At 59.2% G+C, this 12850-nt stretch carries 11 protein-coding genes and 1 pseudogene; 4 read left to right on the forward strand and 8 right to left on the reverse strand.

From position 1 onward, the window contains the following. Nucleotides 1-195 precede the first annotated feature (195 nt). From JHX88_RS17560 to JHX88_RS17570, 3 genes are read right to left on the reverse strand one after another with little or no spacing between them, the layout of a single operon-like run. Entirely contained in the window at nt 196-783 is a 588-nt protein-coding gene (locus JHX88_RS17560) for an MBL fold metallo-hydrolase (protein ID WP_272848087.1), read from the reverse strand. Further along, the gene (locus JHX88_RS17565; RefSeq protein WP_076528930.1) at nt 771-1703 is read right to left on the reverse strand and encodes an NAD-dependent epimerase/dehydratase family protein; all 933 of its coding nucleotides are present in this window, start codon (nt 1701-1703) and stop codon (nt 771-773) included. The genes JHX88_RS17560 and JHX88_RS17565 overlap by 13 nt, the downstream gene beginning before the upstream one ends. Continuing rightward, complete coding sequence (locus tag JHX88_RS17570; RefSeq protein ID WP_076528932.1) at nt 1703-2704, reverse strand: 3-oxoacyl-[acyl-carrier-protein] synthase III C-terminal domain-containing protein; 1002 nt, start codon at nt 2702-2704, stop codon at nt 1703-1705. The genes JHX88_RS17565 and JHX88_RS17570 overlap by 1 nt, the downstream gene beginning before the upstream one ends. Before the next feature lie 92 nt (nt 2705-2796). Between JHX88_RS17570 and JHX88_RS17575 the strand changes: the two genes are divergently transcribed. The 3 genes and pseudogenes from JHX88_RS17575 (at nt 2797) to JHX88_RS17585 (ending at nt 5328) form a co-directional block, all read left to right on the forward strand. Next, on the forward strand, nt 2797-3387 hold the full coding sequence (locus tag JHX88_RS17575; RefSeq protein ID WP_076528934.1) for a TetR/AcrR family transcriptional regulator: 591 nt from the start codon (nt 2797-2799) through the stop codon (nt 3385-3387). Next, entirely contained in the window at nt 3384-4412 is a 1029-nt protein-coding gene (locus JHX88_RS17580) for a sulfotransferase (protein ID WP_272848088.1), read from the forward strand. Before JHX88_RS17575 ends, JHX88_RS17580 begins: the two co-directional genes overlap by 4 nt. A gap of 140 nt (nt 4413-4552) precedes the next feature. Further along, nucleotides 4553-5328: pseudogene (locus JHX88_RS17585) on the forward strand (IS5 family transposase). 94 nt (nt 5329-5422) lie between these two features. Here the strand turns inward: JHX88_RS17585 and JHX88_RS17590 are convergent. The 4 genes from JHX88_RS17590 to JHX88_RS17610 all read right to left on the reverse strand — a co-directional run bounded on the left by JHX88_RS17590 (nt 5423) and on the right by JHX88_RS17610 (nt 10071). Then, nucleotides 5423-6550 carry an NAD(P)/FAD-dependent oxidoreductase gene (locus tag JHX88_RS17590; protein ID WP_076528942.1) on the reverse strand — a complete coding sequence of 376 codons (1128 nt, stop codon included), beginning with the start codon at nt 6548-6550 and terminating at the stop codon, nt 5423-5425. Nucleotides 6551-6600: 50 nt separating this feature from the next. Next, nucleotides 6601-7611 carry a Gfo/Idh/MocA family protein gene (locus tag JHX88_RS17595; RefSeq protein ID WP_076528944.1) on the reverse strand — a complete coding sequence of 337 codons (1011 nt, stop codon included), beginning with the start codon at nt 7609-7611 and terminating at the stop codon, nt 6601-6603. Between the two features lie 25 nt (nt 7612-7636). After that, nucleotides 7637-9151: an amino acid ABC transporter permease/ATP-binding protein gene (locus JHX88_RS22250; RefSeq protein WP_076528946.1), complete on the reverse strand. Its 1515-nt coding sequence runs from the start codon at nt 9149-9151 to the stop codon at nt 7637-7639. Between the two features lie 107 nt (nt 9152-9258). Beyond that, entirely contained in the window at nt 9259-10071 is an 813-nt protein-coding gene (locus JHX88_RS17610; protein WP_076528964.1) for an ABC transporter substrate-binding protein, read from the reverse strand. A gap of 70 nt (nt 10072-10141) precedes the next feature. On the opposite strand from JHX88_RS17610, the gene JHX88_RS17615 reads away from it, so the two are divergent. Continuing rightward, the gene (locus tag JHX88_RS17615) at nt 10142-11326 is read left to right on the forward strand and encodes a LacI family DNA-binding transcriptional regulator (RefSeq protein WP_272848089.1); all 1185 of its coding nucleotides are present in this window, start codon (nt 10142-10144) and stop codon (nt 11324-11326) included. A 44-nt stretch (nt 11327-11370) separates the two neighbouring features. On the opposite strand, the gene JHX88_RS17620 is transcribed toward JHX88_RS17615, so the two are convergent. Further along, nucleotides 11371-12423 carry a LacI family DNA-binding transcriptional regulator gene (locus JHX88_RS17620; protein WP_076528950.1) on the reverse strand — a complete coding sequence of 351 codons (1053 nt, stop codon included), beginning with the start codon at nt 12421-12423 and terminating at the stop codon, nt 11371-11373. Nucleotides 12424-12850: the final 427 nt, after the last annotated feature.

Raw genomic sequence — 12850 nt, forward strand, 5'->3', positions numbered from 1 at the left:
GCCGCCGCATCAGTTCCTGCAGCGCCGTGAATGTTCGCCGATAGGCGCCCGCATCCCCAAGACGCGCGAGCACAACATGCGGGGGCATCCGGCCCAAGCGTAGTGCAGCACGTCCAAAAGCCGCATCTGCAATCAGGAAACGGGAGAGTTCGGGAATCCACACACCCATCTGCCCGACACCATGCCCGGGCAGATCTACCGCCAGCAGACGGCCATCGCCCAATAGATCATAGCCATCCGGGAAACCGGGCAGATCGGTCGGCCATCGCCCAATAGATCATAGCCATCCGGGAAACCGGGCAGATCGGTCGGGACAAGGGCCCGCGCCTCGACGGGAGACGGATTGCGAGCCAGCACATTGTCACGCACGAGCGGAGGACAGGCAGCAGCGATCACGGCACAGTCAGTGAGACCACGTAGATGTGCAATCGCCTCGCGCGACGCGATCACCGGTATCTCCGCGGGCAGGTCCATCAGCCCCGAGACATGATCGCCATGCATATGGGTCAGCATGACAAGATCCGGCATCCGGGGCAGTTGCCGCAGCAAGGTTTCATGCGCGGGCAATGTCACGGGAGTCAACCAGCGATAGATACGGGCCGGGAAGCCCTTGGTTGCGGCAAAAAAGACGGAACCGTATCCGGTATCGACCAATATCCTGGTGCTCTCTGTTTCGATCAGGGTTGCCAGTGCCGGGAAACGGACGGCTGCAAGCCCGCCCATCCCTGCGCCCCAGCCCGGTGCGCGACATTCCCCGATCTTCAGCGTGGTTACGCGAAGCATTCCGCCACCCCTTGCTCAAAAGAAACCAAAGGCCTGTAGCCAAGATCACGCCGGGCCGCCGAGATATCCAGCGTCAGGCTGCGCCCCAGCGACGCGACCGCCTGCCGGGTCAGGCGTGGCTCCTTTCCGCCGCCAATGCGGGCAGCGGTTTCAGAGATCGCTGCCAGTAGCTCGGCAAGGCGGTAAGGAATCGGAAACGTCCGAAAGGCGATACCGCTCCGTCGACCCGCGATCTCGACCAATTCGCGAAAGGAGAAAGCTTCTCCCGAGGTTATGTTCCAGACATGCCCACCGGGGCCATCCGCGGCAAGGATCATCGCTCGGGCCGCATCCCGGCGATGCGTCACATCGATCAGGGCCCGCCCCCCATCGATCATGGGCAACTTGCCGCGCTGCATCGCCTCGATCAGGCGCGGCAGCAACGCCCTGTCATGGCGTCCGTAAATGGCACGAGGACGGATCGCCGTGCAACGCATTGCGCCATCATGATTCAGCACGATGCGTTCCGCCGCCCGCTTGCTTTCGGCATAAAGCGACATGCAACGCGATGGCAGCAAGGCATTCTCGGTCAGGTTCAGCCGATCGGTCCCGTCGGCATAGATGCTGGGCGAGGAGGCAAAGACAAAGCGCCCTACCCCGGCGATCTCGGAGGCCTCCAACAATCGTTCTGTGGCGCTTATGTTGGCCGCACGAAATTCCGACCTGCTGCCCCAGGCAGAGCTTAGCGCCGCACAGTGAAAAACCGTCTCAATCCCGGCAACCAACGGTCGCAAATCGTCCGTCATCAGATCGGCAGCGATAAAACCGGGCAAATCCACCGGCCTGCGCGCCGTGGTGACGACCTCATGGCCCTGCTGCTTCAGTTCCTCCACCAGCGCCCGCCCCAGGCATCCGCTTGCCCCTGTTACCAGCGCGCGCATCAAAACCGCACCACCGCTCCGCCGATCGAAATCCCCGCCGAGGTCCCGATCAACAGACCGGCATCTCCCCGCTTGAACCTGCCGGATCGAACCGCGTGATCCAGGGCGGTGGGAATGGAGGCTGCGATCTGATTGCCGGTTCTGCCGAATATGTCGATCATCCGGTCCGACGCAAGGCGCAGCATCCCGGCGGCGTGCTCCAATGCCTGTGCACTTGCCTGATGCGGAATGACGCAATCAAGCTGTTCCATCACCCGGTCGGCTCTTCGCATCAAACGAGCGATAAAGCGCGGCAAGTGGCGCGAAGCAACGCGATAAGCCTGCGTACCATCCATGCGGAACCGATCATCTCCGAGCCTGATCCCGCGCGCCGGGTTTACACGGGTACCGCCCGCCGCCAGCACGCAGGCGTCACAACCCTCGCCATAGGTCCGGAAATCGCAAGCGAGCACAGCACCCTCACCGCCGGCCTCGACGACCACTGCCGCAGCACCGTCTCCGAAGATTGCGGCCGCCTCGGGATGCGCCCAATCCAGCCCCACCGAAGCAATATCCGACGAGAACACCAATACGCGCCTGACACGCCCGCAGGAAATCTGCATCGCAGCCAGATCAAGCGCTTGCAAAAAGCTGAGACATGTCGCGTTCACGTCATAGGCCGGGACACCCGAGCGCCCGAGACCAAGCCGGTTCTGCACCAGAACAGCGGTGGACGGAATAGGCTGTTCCATCACACCGCAGGCACCAAGAATCAGGTCCAGATCGGCGGCCTTGCAACCGGCCATGTCCAGCGCATGTTTCGCAACCTCTGCCGCCATAAAGGACGTGGTTTCATCCTCTGACGCGACATGGCGCATCTCGATCCCATATCGGCTCAGACATGTGCCCGGCGCCCATTCGAAACGTGCATCAATCTGGGACGATTCCAAAGTGTCGCGGGGTAGGTAACTGCCAGTGCCGCGAATAGTCATGCTGATCGGAGCTGTTGCTGTCTCGGTCATGGGAACCTACGTTAATGAACGACGTTCACTAATATTGACAACAAGGATCAAACCCGTCAAGTATATTTTTGAACATCGTTCAGGATTGATAAATGGCCCGACCACGACATTACGACCATGACGAACTCCGCTCGGCCACGACCGAGGCTGCCCGCAATCTTCTGGAAGAAGGAGGACCGGCTGCGCTGACTGCCCGCGCCCTGGCAAAGGCGGTCAATACGACCCCCGGCACGATCTATAACCTGTTCGGCAACATGAATGCGGTTCTGCACGAGGTGAATCGTCACAGTTTCACCGAACTGGCCAAAATGCTCGATGCCGCGCCCCCGGCCGCGCCACGCGAGCACCTGTTGGCTCTTGCGGATGGTTATGTCGACTTCATGCTGGCGCGCCGGGTGGTCTGGCGCGGATTGTTCGAGGGTCCCCGACAGACCGACACCTTCCCGGAATGGTACACCACGCTGATCGACGAGTTGATCGACCGAATCGCCGAACCGATCGGACATTTGCATCCCCGGACCTCGGCCCGAAAACTGGCCGAGCAACTTTTTCTTTCAGTCCATGGAGTTGTCGCCCTCGCCGCTATTGAAAGGCTGGATCTGGTCACTGCGCAGGATCCGCACAGCCTTGCCCGTCTCGCAGTAGAACGGATGCTGACATGGATCGAGGCCGACAAAACATGACGAAAGCTGATCCGATGCCGGGCGGGCTGATCCTTGGTTCGGCACGCTGCGGCTCCACCCTCATCTCGCGGATCCTGCGCAGCCATCCGGACATCCTGTCGCTATCGGAACTGTTTTCGACAGCCGGTCCATGGGCCTTCCGTCCAGACAGGCTGGATGGAGCCCGCTTCTGGTCACAACTGGCAAAGCCTTCACGCACATTGTCACAGGTTGGCAATCCCTCGGCAGCTCCTGGGGAATTCCTGTATGGAAATGTCAGTCAACCAGCCCATGATCCATATCTCTGCCCCCCAATCCTCGCCATCACCCTGCCACATCTGAGCAGCAATCCCGATGCCCTGTTCAGGGATCTCGCAACAACTATGGAACAACGCGGCGACATGGAACTGGGCGATCATTATCGCGCCCTGTTTACCGATCTTTCCGTACGGATGGGCGGGCGAGGGGTCTGGGTCGAACGTTCGGGCGGATCGCTGGTCGCAGCGGAGACACTGCGCAGGATGTTCCCCGAAGCCCGCCCGGTCCTTCTGTTGCGCGACGGCCCGGAAACGGCGTTGTCGATGCGGGACTATCCGGCCGTCCGCCTGGCGATCTGGATGTGGCGGCATCTGCGTCATTTCGGCATCGACCTTCTGCATCCGCAATATCACTACGGGCGCGGCCGGATCTGGCCCTTGCTCTCAGCCATTGGCGGTCGTTTCGGCCTGTCACGGATTCTCGATACCCGACCCAGCCTGCAAAAGACCGGCGCCTTCTGGTCGGCGGTCACGAAAACCGGGCTGGAAGGGTTGAAAGGCGCTGCCCCACTGATCCTGCGCTACGAGGAACTGTGTAACGAGCCGCGCAGGGAAGTAGAAAGATTGGGGCTGTTCCTGACGGGATCTGCGCCCGAAAGCTGGCTTGATCGCGCCGAAACATTCCCGCGAAAGCCCTCGCAAAGAATGAAGGCCCTGACCCGATGGGAGCGCCGGGAACTGCAAGACGCGTGCGCTCCGGGCGAGCGAGCCTTGGCAGAACTATCATAACCTTCTCGTAGGAACTTCCTCTTGCTCCGATCTCGGCCACCATGCGCGGAGCCAGATCGGCCGAAGAAATGTCGAAAGGATGTTCAATCCATGCGAAATAGGCCCCGGCGCTTTTCAAGCGCCAGGCGGGCAGTCCCGAAATCGCCTCGACGCTCGCGGCACGGCGCGTAAGGATCTCGTCCCGCTCCCCTGCAAGCCATCCGCGCAAGTTCCGCATTCCCCACAACGCACCGATCTGCCCCACTACCGGGCTCCGATGGGAGGATGCCCCGGCTGTCTATGGCCCCTACAAGCCCCTGTATAATCGGTTCGCCCAGTGGTCCCGGATGGGCATCTTCGCCCGAATACTCCAGGAATTGGCACCCCCCAGGACCCAGGGCGATACCCTGATGATTGACAGCACATTCCTGAAGGCGCACCGCACGGCGGCCAGCCTACGAAAGTCCGAGGATCAGAAAACGATCCGGGGGATCGTTTTCCCGAAGGACGGGATTCTCCGCGGGTGATCGGACGCACCAAGGGCGGCTTGGACTCCAAGCTGCACATGCTCGGCGATGGCAAGGGTCGACCGTTGGACTTCTTCCTGTCACCGGACCAGGTGGCAGACAGCCGGGGCGCTCTCGTACTTCTGTGTTATCTGCCGCCGGCCAAGCGGTTTCTGGGCGACAAGACATATGATGCTGACTGGTTGCGTGCTGCCCTCAGAGAACGCGGCATTCGTCCCTGCATAGCGCCACGAAAAAAGCGCAAGAAGCCGAGCAGATACAATAAGCGCCTTTACCGGAAACGGTATCGTATCGAAAATGCATTCGGCCGCCTGAAAGACTGGCGCGGCATTGCGACACGATACGAACGATGTGGCGACATTTTCCTCAACGCCATCATCCTTGCCGCAATCACGATCTTCTGGACCTGAAATTTATAGGGATGTAGCCCAGCCAATCGGTACTATCTAACATATTGGCTGGCTTTGATGCCATGCAGTTTTAATGGCCTCCCAAGTATATCCCTCAACCGAAACGCTCGGGACGGAAACTCTCCAGCATCGGGTGGCGGATCGACAGGCCCATTTCCTCGGCAAGCATCTCGCCCACGATCAGGCCAAGTGTTGCACCACTGTGACTGAAGGCGACATGGCAGCCTGGAAGCGCCGAAAGCTCTCCGAAAACCGGCTCGCCATCGCCGGGGATAGGCTTCGGACCAAGGTGAACACCTGCAACTTCGAGTTCGGGTATCGGGTTCAGAACCTTGCGGGCTTCCTCCAGCAGGCCGGTAACGGTTTCAAGGCGGGCCTCGAAACTGCCGTCCCCATGCACAACGACCTCGTCTTCCGACCAACCTGAATCGAGGAAAAACGCCCCGTTCGGTGTCGGCCGGATCGCGACACGCGGTGTGTTCAGAACCGCACGCAACGGATGGGCCACGGGCCGGGTCTCGACCAGCAGGGCGATGGGGCTGGCATCGCCTATTGTGATCGCATGACTGGCTAGCATCGCAGGCACCGAAGGGCCCGTCGCCAGCAGCACTGCATCGCCGGAGAACTCCCTGCCATCGGCGGCCCGTGCCCCGGTCGCCCTGCCCTCGGAAACGATCAACTCCGCCTTACCGGAATCGGTCACGATCCTGCTGCCAGCAGAGAGAAGCTCTTTCGCCATAAGCCTGATCAGTGAGGGCAGATCGATCCAGCCCTCATTCGCGTTCAGGATCGCGCCGGGCGCGGTCACGGCGTCGCCATTGACCCCTACGATCCGTTCCACGACCTCGCCCCCCGACAAGAGTTCCGACTGGTAGCCCAGATCACGCTCGTAGCGATATACAGCCGCGATCTCGTTGCTCTCATCCGCCGCGTCCCATGTCAGCCCACCACCGAAACTGATCCAGTTCGCACCGGGATGGCGATCCGCAAGACAGCGATAGCGGTCGATCCCCGCCAACCGCAATCGATGATAAGGCAGCGAACGGCGGCGGGCGCTGTTCAGCCAGGCAAGTGACCGGCCTGACGCGCCCGAACCCAGGGGGCCATCGTTCAGCAGCGTGACCGAGACGCCCATGCGGGCCAGATGAACGGCAGTGGATACGCCGAATATACCTCCGCCAATAATAACGGCGGATTCAATGGTCAGGGCGGCCGGTTGCATGGTGGTTCTCCTGTTATCTTGGTAATTCTTCTGGTGCCAACGGGACGGGCTCAGGTCGTGACCGGCTCCCATCCTCCACTTTCGGCAGCGCGAGTCAGGGCTTCGGTCGTGGCGGCATTGCAAATGGCATCCACAGGGCCGTTCAGCGCAGTTTCGCCGCTGCGGATCGCGCGGGAGAATTCCTCGGCCTGCAATTGGTACTGGTTGGCGGGCGGTAGAATTTCAACCTGCCTGCCCTTGCCCAACAGGTCCGAACCGTCATCGATGACCAGCCTTGCCGCATGATCGGGCGGGCAATTGAAGGGCGCATCGAAGAGCATATAGCCCTCTGCACCGAGAACGGTCATTTGCTGCGCCAATGCGGATTGCGTGGCAACGGTAAAGTTCAAATGCGCACCATCCGGGAACCGGATCACACCGCTGGTCAGCCGGTCGGTACCGAAGGCCGGATCACGGTCCATCACGGCGCAAACCGCCTCGGGTTCAGAGCCGAACAACCAGCGACCCGCCCGAACCGCGTAACAACCGATATCATACAGCCCGCCGCCGCCGATATCGGGTTTGTTTCGGACATTTTCGGGATCGGTATTGGAATAGCTGAACAGCACCTGGATCGCCGATGGCCTACCAATCCGACCCTCGCGCAGCAGATCACGCGCGCGCACCCATTGCGGATGGTGGCAAGTCATGAACGCTTCAGCCACTTGTCTTCCCGCAGTCGATGCCGCCTCGGCGACGTGCCTTGCCTCTGCCTCGGTCATGGCCAGCGGTTTTTCGCACAGCACATGCTTTCCCGCCTTCAATGCCTGTATCGTAACAGGCACATGCAGATGATTGGGCAGTGGATTGTACACTGCGTCGATCTCGGGATCGGCCAGCAATTCGTCATAACTACCATAAGCACTCTCGATCCCGAACTCACGGGCCACAATCCCGACACGGTCCCTCTGCCGGGAGGCGATTGCCCTCAGCTCGCAATTTGACGCAGCGTTCAGCGCGGGAATCATCGCCTTGATGCCGATTCCAGCAGTACTGAGAACGCCCCAGCGGATGGGTTCCATATCGATTTCTCCAGGTTTCACGTGACTACAAGACTTCGGCGAAGAATTTCTTCAGCCGTTCGGTGCGTGGAGCCGTGAATAGTTGCTCGGGCGGACCGGCCTCCACGACCTGGCCTTCATCCATGAAAACGATCCGGTCGGCAACATGACGGGCAAAGCCCATTTCATGCGTAACGACCACCATTGTCATGCCCCGACGGCCCAGATCGGCCATCAGGTTCAGCACACCCTTGACCAGTTCCGGATCGAGCGCACTGGTGACTTCATCGAACAGCACGACCTCCGGCTCCATCGCCAGGGCGCGGGCGATAGCGACACGTTGCTGCTGCCCGCCCGACAGATTGCTGGGCCGATGATCGCCACGCCCCTGTAGCCCCACCTCGGCCAACCGGGCGTCGGCGATCCGACGCGCCTCGTCACGACCGGTTCCCTTGATCTTGGTCAGCGCCAGCATGATGTTCTCGCGGGCGGTGTGATCCGGGAAAAGATTGAAATGCTGGAACACCATGCCGACCCGGGCACGAAGCTTTTCGGGTTTCATCTGCCGGATATCCTCGCCATCCAGCTTCATCACCCCTGCATTGCTTTCCACCAGCCGGTTAAGGCTGCGCAGCAAAGTCGATTTGCCCGAACCCGATGGCCCGATGACACAAGTCACGGTGCCCTTGGGAACCTCGAGATCGATCCCCCTCAGCACCTCGAGGGCACCATAGCTCAGACGCAACCCCTCGACCGACAGGCTGCCGCCGCTGAACCGCGTTGTTTCGCGTTCTTGCGACACGGCGGTGTTCAATTCTTCGACCTCCTCCAAACCGCTGGAAGGCTGACCACGAGAGATGCGCTTGCCGGTGCGCAGGCGGTGGTCGATGTAATTGACCAGATGGGTCAGAGGCACGGTGATAACCAGATAGAAGATCCCAGCAAGCAACAGGGGCGACAGATTCCCCGTGACCACGGCAGCATCCTGTCCCACCCTGAAGATCTCGCGTTCGGACACCAGCAGCCCAAGGAAATAGATGAGGCTTGAATCCTTCACATTGGAGATGAATTGATTCACCATGGCAGGAAGAACCCGGCGGATCCCCTGTGGCACGACGATCAGCCGCATTCCTTCGCTGTAGCTCATGGACAGAGCGCGGCAGGCCTCCATCTGGCCTGAGGGGACGCTTTGAATCCCGGCGCGAAAGATCTCGCCCATATAGGCGCCCGCAATTAGGCTGAGCGCCAGAATACCAAGTGGATAGGGCGAGGGTCCGAAAATCTCGCGACCGATCCCAGCGAAGCCCTGCCCGATCAGCAAAATGGTCACGATTGCAGGCAGACCACGGAAAATATCGGTATAGACCCGCGCCGGCCACCGCAGCCACGCCGCGCGCGAAATACCCATAACCGCCAGTATGACACCGATCATGATCCCGATCACCGTCGAGAAAGCTGCCAGAATAAGTGTGTTTTTCAGACCGACCGTCAGCATGATCGGCAGGATTTCGGCCATGGCGTCCCAGTCAAGGAACGTCCGGCGAAGGTTTTCCAGCCACATGAGAAGACCCTTTCAAAGAGATCGCGCCTGCATTCGCATCACGACATGAAACTCATCCCACCGGCTGCCGGTATGGTCACGGCAACCGGTGACGTGATTGCCCAGGATTACTCTTTCGGGAGATATTGCTCGGGCATCGGGGAGCCCGGGAACCATTTCTGGTAAAGGTCGCGCCAGACGCCTTCTTGCATCGCATCATGCATCGCCTTGTTCAAAGCTTCGCGCAAGGCGTCATTGCCCGGCTTGACCGCGAAACCCGCCGGCGCATCGAAAGACGGGATATTCGCCTTGATTTTCAGTTCTTCATAACGCTCGCCATAGTCCTTGGCTGCCTCGTAATCGAGGAAATGCGCATCCACAGTGCCGTTATTCAGTGCAGCCACCCCGGTATTGTTGTCGGGGAACTGAACGATCGCAGCATCGGGGAAATTCTTTTTGGCATACATCTCCTGCAAGGTGCCCTGAACGACACCCAGCCGTTTACCTCCCAAGCTGGACGTATCCTCGGTAATCGCCTCATCACCCGACAGTACCGAAAGATACCCTGCCAGATAGCCATCCGAGAAATCAACGACCTCCTCGCGCTGCTCGGTGATCCCGACCGCCGCAGCGGCAATGTCGAAACGGCCATTGGCCACTGACGGCAGCAAGGCTGCGAATTCCTGACCGGTGAACAGGATCTGATCCTCGGCGAAGCCGATCCGACCCAACACCTCCTTCAGGAACTCGATGTCGAACCCGGTGAATTCTCCCGTCGCAGTGGTGAACGCATAAGGCTTTGCATCGCCCAGTGTCCCGACACTGACCGTCCCTGCCTGAATCAGGTTATAGGGATTGTCCTCATCTGCTTGCGCGCTCGCAATCGTTCCTCCGAACGCCAGCAATGCACCTGCCGCCAGCGACGCGAAACGCGTTGTCATCCCATAAAACATCCCATTTCCTCCCCTTTTTCTCCGATCAACCGTCGATGAGTTCGAAATCGATCAAATCTTGATTGAGACCGGTATCAACCGTAATGATACCGGTATCAATCTGTCAAGATATCACCTATTATTTGTTTCACACCAACTGTATAGGCATCGAAGCGGCAAGATCAGGCAATTGATTATGAACAAGAAAAAAGGCTCGATAACGGTTGCGGACGTGGCGCGGGCAGCAAATGTATCTAAAGCCACGGCGGCTCGAGTACTGGGCGGTTATGGCGTGGCCAGCGAATCAACCCGCCAGTCAGTCATCGAAGCGGCGGATCGCCTTGGGTATCAACCCAACGAATTGGCCCGATCCATGAGCACCGGACGAACCGGGCTGATTGGCGTAGTTGTCGGCGATATCGAAAACGCCTTCTTCAGCCGCGCGGTTCGCGGCATCAGCGATACGGCACGCGCAGCGGGCCTGAATGTCATCATCGCGAATTCCGGAGAGAGGCCCGAGCAGGAACGCGAGATGGTCTCGGTTCTACTGCGACAGCGGGTGGCCGGGCTGATCGTTGCGCCGACCGATGACCGGGATATTCGTCACCTGACGGACGCCATCAAGGCGGGAACGCCAGTCGTCACACTAGATCGCTGGGTTCCCGATCTCGGCGCTGATGGTGTATGCGGGGGGGATCATGCTGCTGCAACCGAGGTGACGGAGCATTTGTTAGTCAACGGTCACAGACGCATCGCCTATGTGACCGCGGTCGATCTGAAGGACGGACGACTTTCAGGCCTGTCGGATATTCCCATCTCTGCCGTACGTGAAAGGGTGCACGGCTTCATGGATGCCATGCACGGGACGGGCATTACCAATTCCGCCTCATTTGTGCGGGGCGGAGCTGTGGACAGCCGTTCTATTGACGGCATCATCGACGAGCTGCTGACGGATGAGCAGCGCTTCACCGCGATACTTGCATCCGACAGCCTTATTGGCGCCGAAATCTATCGCTCGCTTTCAGCGCGCGGGATACGGCTGCCCAAGGACATGTCGCTCGTCTCCTGGTTCGATGCGGACTGGACCCGCGTCACCTCACCCCCAGTTTCGGTCATCGACCAGCCGACATATCTATTCGGTCAAACCGCCGTCAAACGATTGATCGCTCGTCTGGAAGGTCAGGCAACACCTCCAGATCAGATCGTAATTCCGACGCCATTCATAGATCGCGGCTCGACGGACAAATCCCGGACAACAAGTTGACCCGGAACCGAACGGCTTCCCGTTGAGCACGCCCCGGCTCCGTCTCAGATCGGCGCCACCGATCCGCGGACGATCAGTTTGGTTGCGAATCTGCGATGCTGCGGCTCCGACATGTCCCCTTCGATCCGCTTCAACAGGATTTCTGCAGCCAGCGGACCAATTTTGCTGATCGGCTGCGCTACCACGGTAATCTGGGGATCTATGAACGTGGCAAGGTCGAAATCGTCGAAACCGACCAGAGATACATCCCGCGGCACCGAAAGCCCCATGGTTCGCAAACCGACCAGGGCTCCTTGAGTCATCAAGCTGTCGACCGTGAAGATAGCGGTCGGCTTTTGTTCCTGGCTGAACAAGCGGATGGTTGCATCAACGGAGTGCTTGATCGTGGACTTGGACACGGCAATCAGACGCTCGTCAATTTCCATACCATGCGACGTGAGCGATTGTCTGTAACCCGAAAGACGTTCCTGCGCAGTGAAAATGCGCGCCTCATCCCCCAGAAAGGCGATCCGCCGATGCCCGTTGGAGATCAGATAGTCAATCGCCTCGCGGGCACCGCCTTCGTTGTCGACCAAGATACTGTCGCAGGAAACTCCCTCCGCATAGCGGTCGATCATGATAAGGGGCGTGCCTTCGCGACTCATGCTTTCGAAATGTTTGGTTTCAGCAGCCGAAGTCGGCGCGACAATCATTCCCCGCACACTGAGCGCCCGCAAACTGTCGAGAAGTTCTTTCTCCTGCTCGACATCCTCTTCACTGCTGGCGATCAGGAGATTGTGCCGATGCTGCCGCAGATGCACATCCAGATCATGGGCAATTCGCGCGAAGAACGGGTTCTGAATGTCGCCCGGAATGAATCCAACCAGCGGCAGATCACCACGCCGCAATGCCTGCGCTACGCGATTTCCACGATAGCCCAACCGGTCGGCAGCTTCGAAAACCCGCAATGCCGCCTCGTCCCCGACATAGCCGTATCGGTTCAGGGCACGCGCGGCTGTCGCCCGCGAGACGTTGGCAGCGGCAGCAACCTCTTTCAGGGTGACTGTCTTGCGTGGCAAGGTTGAATCCTTTGTTACTGGCAGGACTACCCCCGCCATCGAGAAGATTTACTTGGGTAGCCGATAACCACAATTAGAACCTCAAGGCAAACTGCATCCGAGAACCGAGAGTCAGTGAAATCGATTCTTGCCCCATCAGGCGTGGTCGTCGTTACGGTCGCGATAACATCCTTGCTACCACGGCATGCGACCTCTCCAGAAATAATAGTTAATTACTTGTAATAGATATAAATATCTTAACTAAGAAAAAATTCTCCTCGACGCTTGCCAGAATGAGAATTTTATGTGACGCTAGTTATGAGATCGGTATCACGCCTCTAGTCAAGGCTGCGCCGATTTTTTTAGAGCAGCGAATGAGATCGGTATCATAAATCATCTGATCAAGTAAAAGTTCACCGGCCGCCTGCACCACAACAGCCCTTCACATCGCTGAGCACTTATCGGGCCGGCAACTCAAAAGACAAGG

The organism is Paracoccus saliphilus, from assembly GCF_028553805.1.
Lineage (GTDB): Bacteria > Pseudomonadota > Alphaproteobacteria > Rhodobacterales > Rhodobacteraceae > Paracoccus > Paracoccus saliphilus.